Origin of the sequence: Paraburkholderia sp. CI3, from assembly GCF_050436505.1 — a bacterium.
Lineage (GTDB): Bacteria > Pseudomonadota > Gammaproteobacteria > Burkholderiales > Burkholderiaceae > Paraburkholderia > Paraburkholderia tuberum.
In genome coordinates this window covers 409,977-432,807 of the sequence record NZ_JBNDMI010000004.1, presented here as the reverse complement: position 1 = coordinate 432,807, position 22,831 = coordinate 409,977, and the positions used below count along the sequence as shown (strand labels likewise).

Annotated in this window: 19 protein-coding genes and 3 pseudogenes; 18 read left to right on the top strand and 4 right to left on the bottom strand. The window is 61.6% G+C overall.

What is annotated here, in order from left to right; translation table 11 throughout:
• Position 1 precedes the first annotated feature (1 nt).
• Together OKW29_RS23470 and OKW29_RS23465 are read left to right on the top strand one after the other, a co-directional pair.
• Positions 2-937, top strand: coding sequence for a sterol desaturase family protein (locus tag OKW29_RS23470; protein ID WP_429292789.1), 936 nt, complete (start codon positions 2-4; stop codon positions 935-937).
• Between the two features lie 284 nt (positions 938-1,221).
• Entirely contained in the window at positions 1,222-2,142 is a 921-nt protein-coding gene (locus OKW29_RS23465; protein ID WP_429292788.1) for a bestrophin family protein, read from the top strand.
• A gap of 196 nt (positions 2,143-2,338) precedes the next feature.
• Here OKW29_RS23465 and OKW29_RS23460 read toward each other — a convergent pair whose 3' ends face one another.
• Entirely contained in the window at positions 2,339-3,763 is a 1,425-nt protein-coding gene (locus OKW29_RS23460; protein WP_429292787.1) for a PLP-dependent aminotransferase family protein, read from the bottom strand.
• 197 nt (positions 3,764-3,960) lie between these two features.
• On the opposite strand from OKW29_RS23460, the gene OKW29_RS23455 reads away from it, so the two are divergent.
• The 6 genes and pseudogenes from OKW29_RS23455 (at position 3,961) to moaD (ending at position 10,438) form a co-directional block, all read left to right on the top strand.
• The gene (locus OKW29_RS23455; RefSeq protein WP_429292786.1) at positions 3,961-6,288 is read left to right on the top strand and encodes an FdhF/YdeP family oxidoreductase; all 2,328 of its coding nucleotides are present in this window, start codon (positions 3,961-3,963) and stop codon (positions 6,286-6,288) included.
• A gap of 59 nt (positions 6,289-6,347) precedes the next feature.
• Positions 6,348-7,742, top strand: coding sequence for a cytochrome ubiquinol oxidase subunit I (locus OKW29_RS23450; protein WP_429292785.1), 1,395 nt, complete (start codon positions 6,348-6,350; stop codon positions 7,740-7,742).
• Between the two features lie 45 nt (positions 7,743-7,787).
• The gene (cydB, locus tag OKW29_RS23445) at positions 7,788-8,774 is read left to right on the top strand and encodes a cytochrome d ubiquinol oxidase subunit II (protein WP_429292784.1); all 987 of its coding nucleotides are present in this window, start codon (positions 7,788-7,790) and stop codon (positions 8,772-8,774) included.
• A 236-nt stretch (positions 8,775-9,010) separates the two neighbouring features.
• Positions 9,011-9,145: a hypothetical protein gene (locus OKW29_RS23440; protein WP_429294919.1), complete on the top strand. Its 135-nt coding sequence runs from the start codon at positions 9,011-9,013 to the stop codon at positions 9,143-9,145.
• 146 nt (positions 9,146-9,291) lie between these two features.
• Positions 9,292-10,011: pseudogene (locus OKW29_RS23435) on the top strand (radical SAM protein); the annotation flags it as partial.
• 169 nt (positions 10,012-10,180) lie between these two features.
• Positions 10,181-10,438 carry a molybdopterin converting factor subunit 1 gene (gene moaD, locus OKW29_RS23430; protein ID WP_429292783.1) on the top strand — a complete coding sequence of 86 codons (258 nt, stop codon included), beginning with the start codon at positions 10,181-10,183 and terminating at the stop codon, positions 10,436-10,438.
• 101 nt (positions 10,439-10,539) lie between these two features.
• On the opposite strand, the gene OKW29_RS23425 is transcribed toward moaD, so the two are convergent.
• Positions 10,540-11,730 carry a D-alanyl-D-alanine carboxypeptidase family protein gene (locus OKW29_RS23425; protein WP_429294918.1) on the bottom strand — a complete coding sequence of 397 codons (1,191 nt, stop codon included), beginning with the start codon at positions 11,728-11,730 and terminating at the stop codon, positions 10,540-10,542.
• Positions 11,731-12,203: 473 nt separating this feature from the next.
• Here OKW29_RS23425 and OKW29_RS23420 point away from each other — a divergent pair, with 473 nt between their 5' ends.
• From OKW29_RS23420 to OKW29_RS23405, 4 genes are all read left to right on the top strand, one after another.
• Positions 12,204-13,424 (top strand): class I SAM-dependent methyltransferase, encoded by a 1,221-nt coding sequence (locus OKW29_RS23420; RefSeq protein ID WP_429292782.1) that lies wholly within the window; start codon positions 12,204-12,206, stop codon positions 13,422-13,424.
• A 161-nt stretch (positions 13,425-13,585) separates the two neighbouring features.
• Positions 13,586-14,161: a TetR/AcrR family transcriptional regulator gene (locus tag OKW29_RS23415; RefSeq protein WP_429294917.1), complete on the top strand. Its 576-nt coding sequence runs from the start codon at positions 13,586-13,588 to the stop codon at positions 14,159-14,161.
• A gap of 293 nt (positions 14,162-14,454) precedes the next feature.
• Positions 14,455-14,880 carry an organic hydroperoxide resistance protein gene (locus OKW29_RS23410; protein WP_429292781.1) on the top strand — a complete coding sequence of 142 codons (426 nt, stop codon included), beginning with the start codon at positions 14,455-14,457 and terminating at the stop codon, positions 14,878-14,880.
• 50 nt (positions 14,881-14,930) lie between these two features.
• Positions 14,931-15,959 (top strand): alpha/beta hydrolase, encoded by a 1,029-nt coding sequence (locus tag OKW29_RS23405; RefSeq protein ID WP_429292780.1) that lies wholly within the window; start codon positions 14,931-14,933, stop codon positions 15,957-15,959.
• Between the two features lie 308 nt (positions 15,960-16,267).
• Here OKW29_RS23405 and OKW29_RS23400 read toward each other — a convergent pair whose 3' ends face one another.
• Positions 16,268-16,486 (bottom strand): lytic transglycosylase domain-containing protein, encoded by a 219-nt coding sequence (locus OKW29_RS23400; RefSeq protein WP_262413625.1) that lies wholly within the window; start codon positions 16,484-16,486, stop codon positions 16,268-16,270.
• Positions 16,487-16,747: 261 nt separating this feature from the next.
• Between OKW29_RS23400 and OKW29_RS23395 the strand changes: the two genes are divergently transcribed.
• The 3 genes and pseudogenes from OKW29_RS23395 to OKW29_RS23385 all read left to right on the top strand — a co-directional run bounded on the left by OKW29_RS23395 (position 16,748) and on the right by OKW29_RS23385 (position 20,138).
• Positions 16,748-17,182, top strand: a complete 435-nt coding sequence (locus OKW29_RS23395) for a phosphate-starvation-inducible protein PsiE (protein WP_429292779.1) — start codon at positions 16,748-16,750, stop codon at positions 17,180-17,182.
• A 1,339-nt stretch (positions 17,183-18,521) separates the two neighbouring features.
• Positions 18,522-18,728: a DUF6494 family protein gene (locus OKW29_RS23390; protein ID WP_429292778.1), complete on the top strand. Its 207-nt coding sequence runs from the start codon at positions 18,522-18,524 to the stop codon at positions 18,726-18,728.
• 248 nt (positions 18,729-18,976) lie between these two features.
• Positions 18,977-20,138: pseudogene (locus tag OKW29_RS23385) on the top strand (IS30 family transposase).
• 157 nt (positions 20,139-20,295) lie between these two features.
• Here the strand turns inward: OKW29_RS23385 and OKW29_RS23380 are convergent.
• On the bottom strand, positions 20,296-20,478 hold the full coding sequence (locus OKW29_RS23380) for a hypothetical protein (protein WP_429292777.1): 183 nt from the start codon (positions 20,476-20,478) through the stop codon (positions 20,296-20,298).
• 281 nt (positions 20,479-20,759) lie between these two features.
• On the opposite strand from OKW29_RS23380, the gene OKW29_RS23375 reads away from it, so the two are divergent.
• The 3 genes and pseudogenes from OKW29_RS23375 to OKW29_RS23365 all read left to right on the top strand — a co-directional run bounded on the left by OKW29_RS23375 (position 20,760) and on the right by OKW29_RS23365 (position 22,822).
• A complete protein-coding gene (locus OKW29_RS23375) occupies positions 20,760-21,383 on the top strand; it encodes an IclR family transcriptional regulator (RefSeq protein ID WP_429292776.1) in 624 nt (207 codons plus the stop codon).
• 179 nt (positions 21,384-21,562) lie between these two features.
• A pseudogene (locus tag OKW29_RS23370) lies at positions 21,563-21,658 on the top strand (LysR family transcriptional regulator); the annotation flags it as partial.
• 243 nt (positions 21,659-21,901) lie between these two features.
• On the top strand, positions 21,902-22,822 hold the full coding sequence (locus OKW29_RS23365; protein ID WP_429292775.1) for a LysR family transcriptional regulator: 921 nt from the start codon (positions 21,902-21,904) through the stop codon (positions 22,820-22,822).
• The last annotated feature ends 9 nt before the right edge of the window (positions 22,823-22,831 follow it).

Below are 22,831 nucleotides of genomic sequence, written 5' to 3'. Positions count from 1 at the left end.
TATGCTGGCCGGTGAAATCGACACGCATCTCATTCTGCCGGTGCTGTATCACTTCGGCTGGATGGACTGGGAGGAGTTGTCGTTCGACTGGGCGCTTGTCGGCGTCTACGGCCTATTCGCGGTGATCGTCACGTACGCAGTGTGCTGGCCGCTCGAAGTGTTCTTTCCGATCGAGCGCTGGGAAAACCGGAAAGCCGTGGTGATCGACGCGTTCTATACGATTTTCAACCGGGTCGGCGTATTGCCTGTCTTTAGTTTCCTGCTGTTTTACCAGGTACAGGTATGGGTGTACGGTTTTGTGATCGCGCACGGCTACATACCTCCGACGCTCGAGATGCTTATACCGCCGCTTCTCGGGCATCCGGTCGTCACCTTCATTGCGTATGCGTTGATACTCGACTGTACCGACTATTGGCGTCACCGCCTGTCGCATTCATCTCGCAGCGCATACGCACTTCATGCATTGCACCATGCGCAGCGGCAGATGAGTTTCTGGTCGGATGACCGCAACCATGTGCTCGATGAACTGGTCGCCGGCGTCTGGTTCGGCGCCGTTGGTCTCGCGATCGGCATTCCCCCGCTGCAATTTCCGCTGCTGTTCCTGATCATGCGCTTCATCGAAAGCCTGAGCCATGCGAATATCAAGCTTTCGTTCGGCTGGCTCGGCGACCGGTTGATCGTCTCGCCGCGCTTTCACAGGCTGCATCACGGCCTGCGGGCGGCGGGGCGAAACTCCTGCAATTACGGCGCTGTGTTTCCGATCTGGGACATCGTGTTTCGTACAGCCAATTTTTCTGACGAGTACCCACCTACCGGAGATCGTCGCGCACCGGAATCGATGGCCACGGGCGGCTACCTCGCGCAGCAACTGGGCGGCTTCCAGTTTTTCCTTGAAGAATGGCGACAAGCGGCGAAGGCTGCGCGTTCTCAAAGTTGAAGTGCAACACCTTCACTCGTATAAGGTGTTGCCATGGAAAAACGATACCAATAGCGCCAGGCTGAAGAACCGCTGACGATTGCCAGGATGCCTCGGCAGGCACATACAACTATCGGAACTGTACCCCTGACGAAGCCGCCAAAATGTATCTCAACCCTGCAGCCGATCGCATTTAATCTCCTGCTATGCACCCGCGAGCAGCAGGCAAACACGTCCTGCACCGTGATTCACCCTCTCACAGAGAGTGAAACGCCCCATTTGACTGCCCACACGTTATCTCCGTCATGATCGTCCGCCCGGCGCCCAACTGGTTTCGCATGCTCTTTGTGTGGCACGGATCTGTCCTTAAGGCAATCCTTCCGCAACTGGCGCTGATGACACTCGTGAGCGTGCTGGCCATGTGCACGCACGGCCGCATCTTCGGCGAAAAGGTTCCGTTGAATACGACGCCCTTCACGCTGTGCGGCGTCGCGTTGACGATCTTCCTCGCGTTTCGCAACAGCGCCAGCTATGAGCGCTATTGGGAAGCACGCCGCCTTTGGGGCAACGTGCTCATCGCCGCGCGTACGCTCACCTCGCAGGTCCGCCGCTACGTGCCCGGCGACAGCGCCATGTTCGACAACGCCGCTTTTGTTCGCCTCTTGATCGCATTCGCCTATGCGCTCAAGCATCAACTCCGTCACTCGGACCCGTCGGCCGACCTTGCGAAGCTGCTCGGCACCGCACAGGCCGCGGAGCTTCGCGGCCGCCTCTTCACGCCGATGCTGCTGCTCGACGAAGCGCGTATGCGTCTCGCCGCGCTCAATCGCGCGGGCGTGCTGGCCGACATCCACCTCTGGATGCTCGACAGGCCGCTCGACGAACTCGGCGCGGCTGTCGGCGGATGCGAGCGGATCCACGCGACGCCGATTCCCTTCGCCTACGGCGTTCTGCTCCATCGAACCGTCTACGCCTACTGTGCCCTGCTCCCCTTCGGTCTCATCGACTCAATTGGCTTTGCCACGCCGCTCATATGCGTATTCGTGTCCTACACCTTGCTCGCGCTGGAAGCCATCGCGAGCGAAATCGCGGACCCCTTCGGCCTCGCGCCGAACAGCCTGGCACTCGATGCCATGACGCGCAACATCGAACGCGCCGTGCTCGAACTGACCGACGAGGAAGTGCCGCCCGCGATCCAGCCCGGCCCGCGCTACGAGCTTAGCTAACGTCCAGATCCGGAGAACATCTCATGTCTAGCCCTTTGATGGCGAAACCAGCGTGCCACGCGCCTTGGTGTGCTTCGAACGATGGGCCATGTCCGCTCGGTCGGTGTGGCGAACCCGCTCCCCTTTTCTCCGGTGCGATGATAAAGCCGACGAGACCGGCCGCTTTCAGAGGCCTTAGCGTGCCTGGCCGCCTGCTTCAGCGCGCGCACGCCGTCGCCAGCTTGCCGACCGTGATGACAGCCTGCTCGATTTCGGTCGACCACGAGCTGCTGTAGTTGAGGCGGATGAAATTCCGGTAGCTGTCCGATACCGAGAACATGTAGCCGGGGCCAATCGTGATGCGCTTTTCGAGCAAAAGCTTGTAGAGCATCATCGAGTCGACCTTCGAAGGTAACTCGACCCACAGCACGTAGCCTCCCGCCGGGCTCGATATTCGCGTGCCGGCAGGAAAGAAGCGCGTGACCATCGCTCTCATCAGACTGGCCTGCTGCGCGTAGTTCCTGCGCACGCGCCGCAAGTGATGCTCATAGCCGTCGCGCTCGAGATATTCCGCAATCGCCAGTTGTGGAATGACCGGGGTAGTCAGCGTGTTCAGAAATTTCAGCTTCTCTACCTGGTCGCGATAGCGGCCGGGCAGCGCCCAGCCGATGCGGTAAGCCGCCGTGAGACTCTTCGAAAATGACGCGCAGTGCAGCACCGTTCCTTTTTTGTCAAACGACTTCAGCGTGCTCGGATGCGATTTGCCGAAGTACAGCTCGTTGCAGACGCCGTTTTCGATGATCGGAATGTCCGCGCCGGCAAGCAGTTCCACGAGCGCGCGCTTGCGCTCGTCCGGCATCTGAAAACCGAGGGGATTCTGGAAGTTCGGCATCACCATGCAGGCGGCAATCGGCTGCGAGTCGATGATCCGCGCGAGCTCGTCGATGTCGATGCCGTACTCCGGGTGCGTCGCCACCTCGATCGCCTTCATGCCCGAACGCTCGATGGCGTGGAGCATCGCGTAGAAGGTCGGCGATTCGACCGCAATGACGTCGCCCGCCTTGGCGACGGCCTGCAGGCACAGATTGATGGCCTCCGTTGCGCCTACCGTCACGATGATCTCGTTCGGATCGACGGTCATGCCGTTCTCGAGGTAGCGCCGGGCAATTTGCCGCAGGAGGTCAGGGCTGCCGGGCGGCAAGCCGTTCGTCACTCCCCACAGCGCCTTGTTGCGGCCGACCGCCCACGCATAGCGATTGAGCTTCTCGAACGGAAAGAGCTCGGGATCGGGATAGGGCGAGCCGAGCGGCACGGCGCGGTCGACACTGATCGAGCGCAGCGTCGAGAGCACGAGCCGGCTCACGTCGACGGAAGCAGACACGGCAATCGGTCGTGTCGGACACAACCCGTGCGCGGAGCGGTCGCCTTCTTGCGCGCGCAGGCTCACAAAGTAGCCTGACTGGGGGCGGCTTTCCAGCATTCCCCGGCTTTCCAGCAGCAGATACGCGCGAATCACCGTCGTGATGCTGATGCGGTGCTGCTGGCTCGCCTGTCGAACGGATGGCACCCGGTCGCCGGGCCGATACACGCCTTTACGAATCAGATTTTCGATGTCGTCGGCGAGCCTTTCATAAAGGTTCACAGTCCTTCCCCCTGAACGCCGCACGCAGCACAGCGCTTCGACTGTGCTGCCACTCGACGAACTGTACTCGAGCAAGTCGGGGGATTCTGTGCACTCGTGAACGCGGCCTTTGCTTTTACGCTTACGCCAATCAATCGCAGTATGCGGCTCTGTCGAAAAAAGACCGGGGCCCGCGCGAAGTCAACGGAGCCAAGGGCATGGACAAGGCAAAGCAAAAAGGCAAAATCGAGGCGTATCACCACCCCGCCGCCGGCTGGGGCGCACTGAAGTACGTCGCCATCAATCTGATCAAGGAGCGCGTTGCCGGCAGCAACTATCGTACCCTGTTCAAGCAGAACCAGCCGGACGGCTTCGATTGCCCCGGCTGCGCATGGCCCGATCGCCAGCACGCGTCGACATTCGAATTCTGCGAGAACGGCGTGAAGGCCGTCGCGGCCGAAGCCACGACCAAGCGCGTCACACCGGCGACTTTCGAGGCGAACACGGTCGAATCGCTCATGAAGCAGACCGATTACGAACTCGAGCAGCATGGCCGGCTCACCGACCCGATGGTGTACGACGCCCGCACGGACCGCTACCGGCCCATAGCCTGGGACGACGCCTTCGCGCTCATTGCAAGGCATCTCAACCAGCTGGATTCGCCGGACGAAGCCGCGTTCTACACGTCGGGACGCGCGAGCAACGAGGCCGCGTTCCTCTACCAGCTGTTCGTGCGCATGTACGGCACGAACAACTTCCCCGACTGCTCGAATATGTGCCACGAAGCAACCAGCCGCGGCCTGCCGACGACGGTGGGCGTAGGCAAGGGCACGGTCACGCTCGACGACTTCGAACTGGCGGACACCATTATCGTCTTCGGGCAAAACCCGGCCACGAACCATCCGCGCATGCTGGGCGAACTGCGTGAAGCGTCGCGCCGCGGCGCCACAATCGTATCGGTGAATCCGTTGCGCGAACGCGGTCTCGAACGCTTCGCGAGCCCGCAGCACCCGGTCGAAATGCTGACCTTCAGCAGCACGAAGATCGCCTCGACGTTCATCCAGCCGAAACTGGGCGGGGACTTCGCGCTCATCAAGGGGGTGGCCAAGCATCTCATCGAGCTCGACGACAAGGCGATTGAAAACCGCACGGAACGCGTGCTCGATCTCGACTTCATCAACCAGCACACCCTCGGCTTCAGCGCGTTCGCCGACGACCTGCGCAGCGAGAGCTGGCCGCTTCTCGAAGCGCAGTCCGGCGTCGCCCGCGAAGACGTCGAAGGTCTCGCGCGCATCTATGCCAACGGCAAGCGCGTGATCGCCACCTGGGGCATGGGCATTACGCAGCACAAGCATTCGGTGCAGACCGTGCACATGCTCTCAAATCTGCTGATGATGCGCGGCAATATCGGCCGCGAGGGCGCCGGCCTGTGTCCCGTGCGCGGCCACTCGAACGTGCAGGGCAACCGGACCGTGGGCATCGAGGACAAGCCCACGCAGGCCTTCCTTGACCGGCTGGGCAAGGTGTTCGACTTCGATCCACCGCGCGAGCATGGTCTCGACGTCGTCGAGACGGTCGAGCACATGATCGAAGGCAAAGTGAAGGTGTTCATGGGGCTGGGCGGCAACTTCGCCATGGCGACCCCGGACACCCGTCGCACCTTCGACGGCCTGCGTTCCTGCGACCTCACGGTCCACATCACGACCAAGCTCAACCGCAGCCATCTTGTGCACGGTGCCGATGCGCTGATCCTGCCGACGCTCGGCCGCACCGAGATTGACGTGCAAAATGGCATCGCTCAGGGGGTCACGGTCGAAGACTCGATGAGCATGGTGCACATATCGTATGGCATGAACAAGCCCGCCTCGCCGAACCTGATGTCCGAGACGGCAATCGTCGCGAACATCGCGCACGCCACGCTCGGCGACGAGAAGGTGGACTGGCTCGCGTATGCCCGCGACTACGCGAAGATCCGCGACGCCATCGAGCAGGCCATCGAGGGCTTCGACCGGTACAACGAGCGCATCCAGCACCCGGGCGGCTTCCATCTGCGCGTCGCCTCGCGCGAGCGCGACTGGAAGACCTCGACCGGCAAGGCGAACTTCGTCGTGCACGCCGTGCAGCAGGACACGCCGATCGCCCGTGCGAAGGCGATTCACGGCGAACGCCTGATGACGCTGATGACCACGCGCTCTCACGACCAGTACAACACGACGGTCTACGCGCTCGACGATCGCTATCGCGGCGTCTTCGGCCAGCGACGCGTTGTTTTCATCAACCCGACCGACATAGCCACGCTCGGTTTCGAGAACGGCGACTGGGTCGACATGACCACGGTCTGGGACGACGGCATCGAACGCCGTGCGGACCACTTCCGCCTCGTCGAATACGACATTCCGCGCGGCTGCATCGGGGCGTACTACCCGGAGACGAATCCGCTCGTCCCGCTGTCGAGCGTGGGCGACGTCTGCAACACCCCGACCTCGAAGTCGATTCCGGTGTTGCTGCACCGTTCGTCCGAGCCGCCCGTGCTGCCTGCGTTCTGATTCCCCACTGTCGGGTCGAGTCGCGCGCTTTCCTGTTCTCTAATCACCTGGTGATCACCATGTCTATCGAAGCCCTGAATCTGGCCCGCGGTCAGTTCGCCTTGACCGCGATCTTCCACATACTCTGGCCGATCCTCACGATCAGCCTGTCCGCCTTTCTGCTCGTCGTCGAAATCCTTTGGGTCAAGACGAGCGACGTCGTCTGGTACCGCCACGCGCGGTTCTGGAGCAAGCTGCTGCTGCTGAACTTCGCCGTCGGCGTCGTGAGCGGCATTCCCCTGGAATTGGAGTTCGGCACGAACTGGGGACCGTTTTCCCAATACACCGGCCAGTTCTTCGGCAATATCCTCGGCTTCGAGGGGGCCATGGCGTTCATGCTGGAGGCGGGCTTCGTCGGCATCATGATGCTCGGATGGGGTCGCGTGCCCAAAGGCGTGCACCTGTTCGCCACCGCGATGGTCGCGTTCGGCTCGTCCCTCTCCGCTTTCTGGATCATGGTCGCGAACTCGTGGCTGCAAACGCCGAGCGGCGTGACGGTGGTGGACGGCAAGCTCGTCGTCACCGACTACCTCAAGGCGATCTTCAGCCCGGACATGCCTTGGGGCACGTCGCACATGTGGTTCGCCGCACTCGAAACGGGCCTTGTCGTGATCGCCGGCATCTCGGCGTACTACCTGTTCAAGCGTCGCGATCCGGCGTTCTTTGTCCGCTCGTTCAAGCTCGCGCTCCTGCTGCTGGTATTCGTCGCGCCCGTGCAGATCTGGCTCGGCGATTCGAGCGGCGTCGACGTCTTCAAAACGCAGCCAGCCAAGGGCGCCGCGATCGAGGGCCACTGGGAAACGAACGCACCCGGCACCGGTGCGAACTGGTCGCTCCTTGCATGGCCGGATGCCGCCAAACAACGCAACGACTGGTCGCTTGAAGTGCCCGGCCTGCTGAGCGTTCTCGGCACGCACAGCCTGCACGGTCAGGTCACGGGCCTGAAAGACATTCCCGTCCAGAATCAGCCGCCGATGATCCCGCTGCTTTACTACGCGTTTCGCGTCATGGCCGGGATCGGTTTCCTGTTGATGGTGCTCGCATTCTGGACCCTCTACGCATTGCGCAAGTCGGGCCGCCACCTCGACAAGCTGCTTGCACAGCGCAAGCTGCTGCTCGCCTGGGTGCTGGCGATCCCACTGCCGTACATTGCCGTCGAAAGCGGGTGGATCGTGCGCGAGGTGGGCCGCCAGCCGTGGCTCGTCTACGGTCTGCTGCGCACCGAGCACGCCGCCTCCGCCATTCCGGCCGGCACCGTTTTGGGCAGCATGATCATGTTCTGCGCGTTGTTCGTCATCCTGATCGTGTCGTTCTTCGTGTTCGCCCGGCGCTGGCTGCGTCAAGGTCCCGATCTCGACCTGATGCCGCCGGCCGAGCCCGCACGCCAGGCCGTCGCGCACGCCGTGGAGTATTGATCTGCGCCGTCTCCCCAGTTCGCTTTGACCTTACAGGAAATCATCATGACCCCCGCATCAACCCAGGACCTGTTGAATCACGCATGGTTCGGGCTCATCGGCCTGATGCTCGTGCTCTACGTCGTCACGGACGGCTTTGACCTCGGCGTGGGCGTGCTCACGCTGCTGCAGCGCCGCGAGAGCGACCGCGACCTCATGGTCCAGTCCATCGGCCACGTCTGGGACGCCAACGAAACCTGGCTCGTCGTGCTCGGCGGCGCCCTCTTTGGCGCCTTTCCAGCAGCCTATGCGATGATCCTCTCTGATCTCTACGTCCCCGTGATGGTGCTGATCGCGAGCTTCATCATGCGTGGCGCGGCCATCGAGTTCCGTCACTCGGCCCACTCGAGCAAGATCGTGTGGGACCGCGTTTTCGGCATCGGCAGCCTGCTCGCCGCGGTCTCGCAAGGCATCGTGCTCGGCAAGATTCTTACCGGCTTCGTGCCGGGCGCATCGAGCCTCGGCTTCGTCGCAGTCACGGCGATCGGCGTCGTATCCGGTTATTGCCTGCTCGGCGCGACCTGGCTCGTGAAGAAGACCACGGGCGGACTCGAGAGCTCGGCGCGCCGCTACGCCATCGTTTCCGTCTTCACGACCGTGGCCGCCGCCCTCGTGGTTTCGTTCGCGACGCTGAAGCTGAGCCCGGTCGGCGTGACGCGCTGGCAGGAACAGGGCGTCTTCCATCTACTGATCGCGCTTGCGGTGCTCGCTGCGCTGGCGTTCCTGTATGTGCTTTACGCGATCCACATGCGTGGCGAACACGGCCCGTTCATCGGGGCGACGCTGCTCTTCGTGATCTCGTTCGCGGGGCTCGCCATCAGCCTGTTCCCGTACATCGTGCCGGGCCAGCTGACCGTTGCCGACGCCGCCTCGGATAGCGCGACGCTCACTTTCATGCTCTTCGGCATCGGCACCGTCTTCCCGATCATGGTCGGCTACAATCTTTACCAATACCATCTGTTCCGCGGCAAGTTGGTGCCGGTCAAGCACTAGGCGGCCACCGCGCTACGTCAACAACGCCTTGCGCGCGGGACACTGTGCGCACGGCATTTTTCTTAGTGTCGCCGCGTGCGAAGCGTCACCGGCAAGCGACCCTTCGGCGCGCCAGTGCCCGCAGAAGCGCTCGACGAAGCCACCAGCGCACCTCGGACCACGGCCGCGAGGAGACTCGCGCTCGTGCGATCCACGCGACCCTGCGCGCATTGCGTGCGCAGTCCGACCTGATCGTGATGTCGGGCGGCGCGTCAGTCGGCGAGCGCGACATGACCCGCAGCGCGTTGACGTCGCTCGGAGCTTCCTTCGTTCTGTGCGGCATGCGCATGAAGCCCGCAAGCCGGCCGCGCTCGCGCAACGTACTGCTTTAATCAGACGCCGACTGTGCATTCTGGGCGGAAGGCTGGCGCACTATCCTAAGCGCACCTTGTTCGCGGGCATCGTCCGGCTTTGGAGGCCAGTGCAGTGAAGCCCGATGCCCTACCCTTGTCGCCAGCTACGGACTCTCGAAGAGATCGTGAACGCCATCGCCGAGCCCCCCATCACCGACGCCGCCGTACCCCAGAGCAGACCGGTCACGACGCCGTTCTCGACACGCTTGCGCGCCCGTTGCGCAGTCTGCGTCTTTCCGTCATCGACCAGTGCAACTTCCGCTGCGCCTACTGCATGCCGCTCGACGTCTTCGATGCCGATTACCCGTCCCTGCGCGCGTCCGAGCGGCTGTCGTTCGATCAGATGGAGAAGGTCGCGGGAGCATTCGCGTCGCTCGGCGTCGAAAACATTCGCATCACCGGCGGCGAACCGCTCCTGCGGCGCGGACTCGAATCGCTCGTTGAACAACTCGCACGTCTTACGACAGTCAGCGGCAAGCCGATGGGCATCGCGACGACGACGAACGGCTCGTTGGTCGCGGCCCGGGCGCGCGCCCTACGCGATGCAGGTCTCGGCCGCGTCACGGTGAACCTCGACGCCGTCGATGACGCCGTGTTCCGCCGCATGAGCGACGTCGCGCTATCCGTGTCGCGCATTCTCGACGGCATCGAGCAGGCCTGCGCGGTCGGACTCGCCCCAGTCAAGGTGAATGCCGTAATCGAGCGCGGCGTCAACGACAGCGAGATCCTGCCGCGCGTGCGCCTTCAGGAATACAGATGTCGCTGTGCGCTTTATCGAATACATGGACGTCGGTGGCGCGAGCGCCTGGTCGAGCGAGACGGTGCTCACCGCACGCGAAATCCGGGCCGAGTTCGTGATGGACCTTCCGAAGGCACATACGCCGTTCTGGAAGAAAGAGGTTCGCCGCGACGGCTCTGCCGAGTGGGTCGAAGCCAGAACGCGCGACGAGCAGGCCATGACGCGGAGGGGCTGACTTAGCGTTGCCCCACCGCCCAAGCAACAGGAATGCAACGATGAAACTCACCATCCAGTATTTCGCGAGCATTCGCGAACAAGTTGCCATCCAGCACGAAACCGTCGATATCGATGCGCCGCATCTGACGGTGGACGCCCTCCGGGCGAGACTCGCCTCGCGCAACGCACGGATGGCCGACGCCCTGAGCGAGGGCCGCCCGGTGCGCACCGCGGTCAACCACGAGTTGGTCGCTGGCACGTTCGTCGTGCGTCAGGACAGCGAAGTCGCGTTTTTCCCGCCTGTCACCGGCGGCTGACGAGGACGGACAACGCAGGCCGCGCGCCGGCGCGCGTCCGCGCACGGACGCCGTCGCCCGGCATGCTGGCGCAGGACGCCGCGAGCCGTGCCCCGATCCCGTCAGCCGGGCCGATTGAGGTGCAGCAGCATGAAGTCCCACGCTCGCGCAAGGAGTCCGGCCTGCGGAACTGCGTCGAGCGCGACAAGCGGCGCCTGTGCGAGAACCCGGCCGTCCGTTGAGACGAGTTCGACGTTGCCCACCTTCTGGTCCATGGCGAGCGGCGCGACGAGCGGTGACACGATTGAGACCTTCGGCTTGACGCCGCGATCCTGACCGGCGGGCACAGTCAGCATCAGGTCCTTCGCCACGCCCACCCTGACGCTCAATGCCTTGCCCTCGTAGAGGCGGGACGTCTTGACCGCCTGACCGGTCTTGTAGAACGCGACTTCCTCGAACGCATCGTAGGCGAAGTCGAGCATTTTCAGGCTGTCGCGCACACGGTCGGATCCTGTCGGGTCGCCCATCACGACACTGATAACACGCCGCGTCATGCCGGGGGCGCCGGGTACGGGCCGCAGGGCGCTGGCGATCAGGCAATATCCGGCGGCATCGGTATGTCCGGTCTTGAGACCGTCAACAGTCGGATCGAGCCAGAGCAGGCGATTACGGTTTAACTGCCGGATGTTGTCGTAGGTGAACGTCCTGACCGAAAAGATTGGATAGTCCTGCGGGAAATCGTGAATCAGGCGCATCGCGAGAATCGCCAGATCGCCTGTCGTCGTGTAGTGATTCGGTTCAGGCATGCCGTTGACGTCCGCAAAGTGCGTGTGGCTCATCCCTAGCGCCTGGGCCTGGGCATTCATCATGTCGACGAAATGCGATTGCGTGCCGCCCACGATTTCCGCCAGTGCAATCGCGGCATCGTAGCCGGACTCTACAATCAACCCGTAGAGCAGATCGTGAACGGACACCGGCTTGTTCGCCTCGATGAACATCCTCGATTCGTCCTTGCCGACGGAGCGAACGGCATCGCTGGGCAACACTGTTTCGTCCATGCGGATTTTATTGTCTTGCAGCGCCTGAAAGACCAGATACGCGGTCATGATTTTCGTGAGCGACGCAGGCTCCATGCGCGCCTCGGCGTCCTGCGAGGCGAGGATCTGATTGCTCGACGAGTCCATTAAGCCCCAGGCGCGCGCCTTGACCGCGGGCGGTGCGGTCTGGGCCGGTGCGCTATTCGAAAGCAGCGCGATCGAGCAAAGCAACGCGAGGAGGACACATCTCTTACGGAGGGACTTGCACAGACTCATACGCTCCTTGTGACGTTCAGTGTTGCTGGAATGTGCTAAGGCAGTAGCGACGCGCGCACGCAACCGCGCGGTGCGCATCCATCTTCATCCGGCCGATTGCGGGACAAGTACGGTAAAGGGCAGCCCGTGCGCCCCGGAAGTCCCTTTTCCAGAATACTGTTTTGCGCGCTGGGCACCGCCCTGACGCACAGACGCCGCCTCTCGGCAACTCACCATCTTCGAAAATCTGCTTTGCGCAACCGGTATAGCGGCCCCCAAACCACGCGTCCTAGACTACACGGGCCGGCTTCTGCTCCCTCGCTCTCCGCCGATCGGACGGGCAGCGGATCTGGGCGCCGAGTGTCCAGACTGCTCGCGTCGCATGGGCAGGCGGCGCCCGTCTCGCATGCGGCACCCGCGGGCTCGCCTCTTCACGCCCGGTGCCCGATCGGCAGCCAGGCAGAAATCGCTACAACGGAAAAAGGAGAATCTTGATGCTTTGGGGAAAAAAACTGGCCCACTGGTCGGAGGAAATACGGTCGACGTCAAACCTTCCAGCGCGCCTTGTGTTGTGGAATGGTGAGCACTTCGATTTTGGGACGTTCGCCGAGCCTCATGTCACGCTGAACGTCAGGAGCGCATCCGCGTTGCCGTTGCTCCTCGATCCGAGTCTCGACAATCTCGGCGAGGCCTACGTGAACGGCAAGATCGATATCGAAGGCAGGCTCACGGACATCATCGACATCGGCTATGCGCTCGCCCGTAGCACTGTGACGAACACCCTCTCTGCTGTGCGCGTCATGCGCGCCATGAGTCACACGAGGCGGTCCGACAAGCGGGCAATCCAATATCACTACGATGTCTCTAACGAGTTCTACCAACTGTGGCTCGACGAAAACATGGTCTACTCGTGCGCGTACTTCGAGAACGGCGACGAAGACCTCGCCGCCGCCCAACTCAAGAAGATCGACCACATCCTCACCAAGATCCAGTTGCAGCCCGGACAGCGCCTGCTCGACATCGGCTGCGGCTGGGGCGCGCTCGTGCTGCGCGCGGCCCAGAAGTTCGGCGCGCGCTGTGTAGGTATCACGCTTTCGCAGAGCCAGTTCGATCTCGCCGCTGCGCGCGTGAAAGCAGCGGGACTCGAGGACCGCATTGAGATCCGCCTGCAGGACTATCGCGACGTCGAAGGCCAGTTCGACCGCATCACGAGTGTCGGCATGTTCGAGCACGTCGGCTGCAGGAATCTGCCTGACTATTTCTCTCGGATCCGCGCGTTGCTCACCGACGACGGCATCGCGATGAACCATGGGATAACGTCCACCGGCGCGGACAGTCGCGAGACCAGCCTCGGCGGCAACGAGTTCATCGACCGATACGTGTTCCCGGACGGCGAACTACCGAACATTAGTGTCGCGCTCGAGGCGCTGCAGAGCGGCGGACTGGAGGCGATCGACATCGAGAACCTGAGGCGACACTATGCCCGCACGCTCAACACCTGGAGCGGGAACTTCGAGGCGCAAGCCGAGCAGGCCAGAAAGCTCGTCGATGAAGTGAAGTTCCGCATCTGGCGCGTCTATCTGGCGGGTTGCGCCTACGCGTTTGAGCACGACGACGTCTCGATCTACCAGATCGTCTGCCGCAAGGCCGGGCGCAGCGCGGCGACGCTGCCGTGGTCGCGCCGATACATGTACGAGCAGACGCTGCCGCGCTAGCGCATTGGCCCGGATCGATACACGCGGCCGCGCGGTGTCAGCGTGCAAGAGAACGCACGGCGCGGGCACGCGGCCTTTCCGATCCGACCATCGAGCTCTGAAACAACATAGTTAGAAAAATTCCCTTGACCGACTACCTATCAGTAGATAAAGTCAAGCCTATGGACACGACATCAACAGTACGCGAGCAGATTCTCGACCACGCGATCACACTGATCATGCTCCGCGGTTACAACGGCTTTAGCTACCGTGACCTGTCGGAACTGGTCGGCGTGAAGACGTCGAGTATCCACTACTACTTCCCGTCGAAGGACGATTTGGTACTGGAAGCGGTCAATGAGTACAGCAGCGAAGTACTCAATACCGTCAAGGCAATCGACGCTGCGTTGCCGGCCGATGCGAAGCTCAGCAAGTACACGAAGTTGTTTGGCAGGACCCTGGGGGACGGCAATCAGATTTGTCTGTGCGGCATGCTCGCGGCCGACATCGAATCGCTGCCGGACAACATCCGGCATGCGATACAGGCTTTTTTCAAGGCCAACGAAAGCTGGCTGGCGAAAGTGCTCGCGCAAGGTGCGCAGGAGCATACGCTGACGGTCAACGGCAAACCGGAAAATGCCGCGCGCGCCCTCTTCGCGGCTTATCAGGGCAGTGTACTGGCAAGCCGGTTGTTTAAGATGAGGGCCCGGCTCGAAGATATCGAGGCTACCTTGAAAGTAAGTGCGGTAAAGCGGTAGTGCAGTAAAGCTGTATGGTGAGGTGGTGATTCACCTCTTTAATTGGCCGTCTATCTATCTTTGCATAGATAGTCGAGGGTTAGACGGAAAGTGAGGACATCATATCTTCCCTCGCTGATTCATCTATCTAGCAGTAGATGCATAGCGGAGAATCAATGACCATGAACATGAAACTCATTGGCGTTTTTGTACTATCCGGCGCGATCGCCGCCCGCGCATTGACCGATGGCGGCCGCGCGTAACGCCCACAGCCAACTATTTCCTCAACCACACCTTTGTATTGGAACTTCACCATGTCACTCGAAAAAGTTCTCTATCGCGCTCACGCCTACGCCACAGGCGGTCGCGACGGCCGTGCCGTCGTCCCCGAAGGCAAGCTCGACTTCAGGCTCACCACCCCGAGGGAACTGGGCGGGGCAGGCGGTGAAGGCGCCAATCCCGAACAGCTGTTCGCCGCCGGCTACAGCGCGTGCTTTCTCGGCGCGATGAAGTTCGTCGCTGCCCGCGACAAGATCGCCATCCCGGCAGATGTCTCGATTGACGGCAGCGTCGGCATCGGCGCCCTCCCGAACGGCTTCGGCATCGAGGTCGAACTGAAGATAGCGCTACCCGGCATGGAGCGCGAAGCGGCGCGGGCCCTGGTCGACGAGGCTCATATCGTCTGCCCGTACTCCAACGCTACGCGCGGCAACATCGACGTCACGCTCACCCTCGTTTGATCCAATTCGTTACGACCATCCTCTAACCCGATCTGAAGAAAGCATCCGCCATGAAATCATTGAAGCCCCTGCTGGTTGCCGTCACCCTTGCTGCCAGCACTACGTGTGCAGTCGCGGCGAACTCCGCTGCGCCCGCTACGCCCGACCACGTGACAAGCCAGTTCCTCCAGGCGCTGAACAGCGGCACGGGACCCGCCCTCAACACACTGCCGCCAGCGAAGGCGCGTCAGGTGCTGGTCGACGCGCAGAACGGCGTGAAGGTCGATCTGTCCGGAATCGACGTATCCAGCAAGACCATCGAACAGGACGGCATCACCGTGCCGTTGACCATCGTCCGTCCTAAAGGGGCGACGGGCACCCTGCCGGTGTTCATGTTCTTCCACGGCGGCGGCTGGATTCTCGGCGACTTCCAGACGCACGAGCGTCTGGTGCGCGACCTCGTCGTGCAATCCGGCGCAGTGGCGGTATTCGTGAACTACACGCCGTCGCCGGAGGCGCATTACCCGGTCGCAATCAATCAGGCCTATGCCGCCACGAAGTGGGTTGCTGCCCATGGCGGAGAAATCGGCGTGGATGGTAGCCGCCTCGCGGTGGTCGGCAACAGCGTGGGCGGCAACATGGCCGCGGTCGTCAGCCTGATGGCGAAGAACAGGCAAGGCCCGGCGATCCGCTTCCAGGGCTTGATGTGGCCGGTGACGGATAACAATTTCGCTGATGGATCCTACAACGCCTACGCGGAGGGCCACTTCCTGACGCGCCCCATGATGAAATGGTTCTGGGATGCCTACACGACGGATCAGGCCCAGCGTAACGAGATCTACGCGTCGCCGTTGCGTGCCTCGGTGGATCAGTTGAAGGGCCTGCCGCCTGCGCTGATTCAGGTTGCGCAGTTCGACGTGCTGAGCGACGAGGGTGAAGCCTACGGCCGCAAGCTCGACGCAGCGGGTAACGAAGCCGCGACGTTCCGTTATGACGGCACCATCCACGACTTCGGTTTGCTGAACGCGCTCGCCGAAGATGCGGAGACAAAAGCCGCGATTCGCCAGCTCGCGAACGAGTTGAAGACGCGATTGCAGTAATTGCACATAACCCCGATCGCGGTGCGGTAGCGAAGTGCCACTGCGCAGCGGTTGGCACGACAACCCACCGGCTACGGCCCACGGCCTGCGAACAACGAAGCCGCGTTACGCATGCGTCAGATCATTCGACGCCTTGGGAGACAATCCGGCGCCGCGCCTGGAAATCGTGTAAATGCAGGTCGAGCAGCGCGGGAAAGGGACTCACCCCTGCGCAGACCGATCGCAAACTGCCGCATACTGAGCGCGACGCGACGCGCGTAGCCCTTGCTGCCGCCGCTGTAGCGCATTAATGCCAGATTCAGATCGCCTTACGTCGCGTCGAGATAACCACGAAGGATCGAAGAGCCGATGCGCACGTTCTCGGCGGGGTCGGACAAGTCCTTGTTCAGCGCGACCACCTGCGGATGGGCGGTCGGCAGAACCTGCATGAGGCCTTTCGCACCAGCCGCGCTGATCGCGTGACGGTCGAATCCCGATACTATGCCAAACCTGTGGCGACTCTGTGACGCAGCTGTGCGCCACGCCAATATGCTACGTTACATAGCGGCGCCTCGGGTGTCGTTTCCCAAACAGCGGGAGACAGCTGCAAATGGGCGCTGCCCGTTTGATCCGCGTGAAGCCCGCAATCTGTGCTGCGTCCATCGGCACTGGTCACTATCCCTCTTTCTCAACGGCACGCCCTGCGCGGTCACACTGCGTCCGCTGCAGGCGCGGCAAGCACTCGGTGCACTGGTGCCGACGAGCCGCTACGTTGCAATACCATTCCAACCCCACGAGGAGCAATGTGCATGAAGTATGAAGGTGCCCTGCACCACAGCATCAAGAGGCGGCTCGAGCAAGTGATAGAGATGGCCGAACTGGTCGGCTTGCTGGTCATCGGCATCGGGACCGCCCTGGCGATGGGGCACCTAATCTGGAACATGGCGGACTCCGGCGACGTTACACTGACCGATCTGCTGCTCATGTTTCTATACCTCGAAGTGTTCGCCATGGTCGGGCAATACCTGAAGGCGGGGCAATTGCCGGTGCGTTTTCCGCTCTACATAGCGATGGTCTCGATCGCGCGCGACGTGATCCTGCGCGCTGGCGCGAATACGGAGCTGCATCTTGCCGCCTCGGCCGGCGCCATCTTGCTGATAGCTCTAGGTGTGCTGTTGATTCGTTATGGAGAGTCCAAGTATCCAAGCGATACCAACGAACGGCCTGACGAGGAGGCGCGTTAAGCGGGCACTGGAGATGGCGGTAGTCGCGGGACAACTCCGCGTCGTTTTCACCGAGGTATGCATGTCCGCGCCCGCGGGTGCGTCGCGGTGTGAAGGGTGCCGGAGAGACGGCCACTTTGCGCTTACTCTGCGCGAGGGACTGACGCGGGAGTGGCGTCGCGGTTATATGGATCGAGCGGGCGAAGTACGCCCGATACTTGAGCGCGAAGAAAGCCAGTCCGTTGTTGGTGCGACTGGCATTTTATTTTGGACGCGCAGTTTTCAAAGAACGCTTATGAATTTCGACTTTGGGATGGATACGCGACCGGTTGAATGCGCAGGGACTGAGCGCGACGATGTTCGCGACGATAGTGGCTTACCATGGAAATCGCCGCAATTACTAGCACCAACGAGCCGATCAAAGTTCCCATCAACGATTCACTCATTGCACCCCCTTCGTTACCTCCCATCTGTGGTGTCGACCGGCTGAGTTCCTTGCAGGTGTAACTGTCTATCATCGCGTTGAACGATTCGATCGAACGAGTCCCGAGGGTACGTTCCGGGCGCGTCGACCCTGGATCATGATGACGTGTTGCGTGCCAAGGCGTTGCATGCGTAACCCGTGACTTCTTGACGTTGCCAAATGAGAGCTGATGTGGCGTATGACGTTCACTTCGGGCCAAAGGCTCCGGCATGCCGCGACGCGGAACCATCCACACGTAGGGAAGGGTTAGCGGGGCACGTGGTAATCGGCTGGCCATCAGAACCCCTTTGGCAAACGGGCTAAAATTTCTCCCCGCCAAACCAATTGGCCTTTATGTATTATTTATGCGTCCTGCGAGGAAAGGTAACATTTTTCCCTTGACCAGGATGGGCATTAAACTGCCATCGCCGATTCCGCGAACATCAATGAGAGGAGTTGCCATGGTTCTATATCACCACGGCGCAGTAATTCAGCCCTGCGTCACGAAGCATGGCAAAGCCTTTGTAGCGCGTGCATCAATCTTAGCGGAAGGCGGTGAAGCTACTTCACTCGGGAATCTCGGAGAGTTCGCGAGTCAAGAATGCGCTTTCGCGTTTGCCGCGCGCAGTGCCACTGCATTCGTGGATGGCGAATCCCTGCCGCGCTCACCTTTTGAACTAGCTCAGGCCGCGTAGCAGTCGCGTAACGTGGCGGCAAGATCACGTCCCTCGCCGATGGAGCAGTGAATGCGGAAGTCGAACTCACCACCCTCGGCGGCGACAAGATCGTCGCCATCGTCATCGGGGGCAGTTGCTCTCGATAGCATGTCGATGCCCGCCGGCTGGGTTTAACTTCACTGTCGGGAATCTCTCCTTCATCGGAAAATGGGAGCTGTCAATGAATGAAGAAGTCTTCAACCTCAGCATACGCAAGTTCTTAAAAATGGTTGGCGTCAATTCGCAGCGCGAGATCGAGCACGCGGTAACCAAGGCCCTTGCTGACGGCACCATCGCAGGTACGGAATCGTTTCCCGCAAAAGTAACGCTGGAAGTTGCAGGGCTCAAGCTGAAAGTGGAGTTTGATGGCGAAATCACGCTCCAGTAAGTGCGAGATGACGTTTTCTGCACGGCAGCCGCGACGACTATCGGCAACGGTTCGCGACGGTTTTTCGACCAATGTGCCTTCGGCGACGTCAACCACGAAGGATCGCTGTCGCCAAAGGCAGGCACCGGGCCATCTACTGCCCCTTCGACCATGCTTTCGTTCGGGCATTCGAACGTCGGCTTTACCCGGCGGATTCAACCGGTCGATGCAACACAATGAACGTCGCATGAGCGGCGGGGGTGTTGCAGATGAAACAGAGGCGCCGGATCTTATTACCGCGAAAGCCAGAAAGCATTGATGTGGGAACGCTGGCGTAAAGGCGAGTCGTTGCAGGACATCGCCCAGCTATTTGACCGCAATCATTCGTCGGTACAGGGAATTCTGGCGCAAACTGGAGGAATCCAGCCGGCACCCCGCCAGCGATCCGGGCTGGCGCTGACGCATGCCGAACGCGAGGAGATTTCGCGAGGCCTCGTCGCGGGCGATTCAATTCAGGCAATCGCCCGGCGACTGTCGCGATCACCGTCCACGATCCGTCGCGAGATCAAGCGCAACAGTGGACAGGGCAGCTATCGGGCCAGCCACGCCGACCAGCTGGCATGGGATCAGTCGCTGCGCCGCAAAGTCTGCAAACTGGTCGAGCACCGGATGCTGGCCCATATCGCGGCCGACAAGCTCCAGTTGCAGTGGTCGCCCCAGCAGATTGCTGGATGGCTCAAACGCGCCTGGCCAGGCAGCGAGGACTACCACGTGTCACACGAGACCATCTACCGCAGTCTTTTCATTCAGGCACGGGGTGCATTGAAGAAAGAGCTGCTGGAGCATCTACGGCGCACCCGGGCCATGCGTCGCTCGCGCCATCACACGCAGAAAACGGACGATCACGGCAGGATCCGTGACGCGGTATCAATCCGTGAGCGCCCCGCCACCGTGGAAGACCGTGCGGTGCCGGGGCACTGGGAGGGAGATCTCCTGTGTGGCAGCGGCGGCAGCCAGATTGCAACGTTGGTAGAGCGTCAGACACGCTACGTCATGCTGGTGAAGATCGCGAGCAAGGACAGCGAAACAGTAGTCAATGCGCTCATCAGACATGCTGGAAAGCTGCCGAAGGAACTGTATAAATCGCTTACCTGGGATCGGGGATCAGAGATGGCGGACCATAAACGGTTCACCATCGCCACCGACATTGCCGTGTATTTCTGCGATCCGAAACACCCCTGGCAACGTGGCTCGAATGAAAACACCAATGGCCTGTTAAGACAGTACTTTCCGAAAGGCATCGAACTGTCGGTCTACTCCCAGACTAAACTCAACGCCGTGGCACGAAGGCTGAACGAGCGACCACGAAAGACACTGAATTACGGAACACCGGCTGAACGATTCCATCGAACTATTGCATCGACCGGTTGAATCCGCCCTCCGACACACGACCTTCATTGCATCTTGCGCAGGTGTTCACGTGGCGTCAACACCCATTGCGTGGAGTTGTCGGTGTGGATGGAATAGATCGGAATACAGAGGAATGTGGCGGAACAAGAAATATTTTTTGGATTTACCTCAGTTCCATTCAATGCACGTGGACTTTCACGCACTCACTGCTCACGCACACGAACGTCAGCGGACCAGTCAGCGGCGTGACCACAGCAATGCGCACCTTGCCGTTCTGCGCCTGCGCGGCGCCGAAGGCACCCCACAGGCAGGCAGCGCTCAGCGCCACGGTGGTCCAGCGACGCATGTTTCGAGAATTCATCCTGTCTCCTTCTGGTTGGGCCCGGTTCACTCGGTGCCTATAGCGCCCTGTGATGGATGTCCAATTAACATAACATTCCAGGGCAACCACTCGACGAATTGTTGTCTAATGGCCGGACACAAACCAGCGCTTTGTCCACTAATCGAACATGAAAACAAGCTCCGATGCAGGCTCACTCAAGCGGGGAGTCGTTCTGCTGAAACTGCTGGCGACGGCCGGCAACCGCGGACTCGCACTGTCGGAACTATCGCCTGCTGCGCCAGCTCGCGGCCGAGCCGCTGGTGACCCACAACAGCGAGACGCGGGGCTACAAGCTGGGGCCGCTGGCCTTCGAGCTGGGCGTGGCCGGCTCGACGATGCATGACATCCGTGACCTGTGCGAACCGGCAATGAACGTGCTGGCCCAGGAGACCGGCGACACGATCTACCTAGTCGTGCGCAGCGGCTTCAATGCGGTGTGCATGCACCGGCGCGAGGGCGAATTCCCGATCCGCACCCTGGTGCTGGAGGTCGGCAGCCGACGCCCGCTCGGCGTGGGCGCGGGCGGACTCGCCATCCTCTCGGCCATCGGCGACGAGGAGCGCGCCGAGATCATCACCAGGGTGGCGCCCAGTCTGTCCGCTTTCGGCAAGCTGTCCGCAGAAGATCTGGCCGAAGCCTGCGAGCAATCACGCGAGATCGGCGCGGCCGTGATTCAGAACCGCGTCACTCTCGGCGTGCGGGCTGTCGGTGTCGCCTTTCGCGACTCGATGGATCAGGCAGTCGGCGCATTGAGCGTTGCGGCCCTGACCCAGCGACTGAATCAGCGTCGCACCAACCAGGTCGCGGAGATGCTCCTCAGTGCGACAAGGTCCGTCGAAATCTCGATGCGCAAGCGCGCAACCAGTCTGCCTCATCCTTTATGAGAGCGCGGCACGCCGCACGAGGGGAACAAGGCATAGAAGCAATCAGTGATCAGGGGCGGAAAACGGGAGGAATGGACCATGATCCTTGCCGTCTCCGTCCCGCCTCGTCGCTTCGCCCGATTTGCTTCCTTGGAGTGCTGCCTTTCCGCTTCTGGCTGTCAGCCGAGGAATTTACGATGATCGAGTTACGACACCTTCGCGACTTCGTCGCCGTTGCAGAAGAACTCAACTTCCGTCGCGCTGCGGAACGAGTGCACATCGACCAGACTCCCCTCTGGGGGTCGTCTTGATGGCGCGTTCCATAGCTGCCTGACAGCCCGCCTGCGGATCGAGCGATCTCGGTCCGAACCGCTCTACCGATTGAAGAGGACAGGCAGAAGCGCGACGCCAGGACCGATTGAGATCCCGAGCTTATCGGCTTCCCGACCAATCAAAGAGTTACGTTGCGGGCGCGTTTAGTTTGCCCTTTTCCGTTGCTCTGCGAGAATGCAGCCCATGCAAAGGCTCCGGAGAAACGCATGGAATTGCGACAGTTACGATATTTCGTCAGCGTCGTGGAGCACGGAAGCATGGGCCGCGCGGCGCTCGAACTCGGCGTGGTCACGTCCGCGCTGAGCCAGCAGATCAGCCGGCTGGAGAGCGAGCTCTCGACCCGTCTGCTGCAGCGCACATCTAGCGGCGTGGTGCCAACCGACGCAGGTCTCGCGTTCTGGCGGCAAGCGCAGCTTGCACTGCGTCATGTCGACGATGCAGCACTCGCCGCGCGCCAGGCCCGTCTTTCGGGCCATGTGAGCGTAGGCCTCGCACCGAGTACGACGGGCGTACTGGGCCTGACCTTCATGCAGGCGATGCGCGAACGCTACCCCGATGTCCGGCTGCGCATGGTCGAGAGTTTGTCGGGGTATCTTGCTTCCATGCTTGGCGCGCGACAGATCGATCTCGCGATCCTGTTCCACGAGGAGCCGGCCCAACGTTGGAGCGTCATACCGTTGCTTGACGAACGGCTGTTCGTCATCGGCACCAGCACGCTTCGCGGCATGCCTGCCGGCTCACAAGTACACATCGCGAAGCTCGGCGAGCTGCCGCTCATTCTGCCGAGCGGATCACACGGCCTGCGCGCGCTGCTGGCCGCCTCATTCAAACGCGCAAGGTACGAGCCGCGTATCGTCGCCGAAGTCGATGGCCTTGCCATGCTGATGGACGCGGTGCGCGGCTGGCTTGGGGCAACGATCCAGCCAGGCGCGGCGCTGGCGCGCCCGGAAAACGCGGCTCTCGCGAGCGTCCAGATCGCGGATGCCGACGCGAGAAGACCGAACCTGATCGTCAGCGTCTCCGATGACGAATTGTCGCCCGCCGGGCTCGCTGCGCGGGTCGTGCTTGCCGATGTCGCCCGGGCGGTCGTAGCCGAAGGCCGCTGGCCGGGCGCGACTTTGCGCTAGAGAACCCTT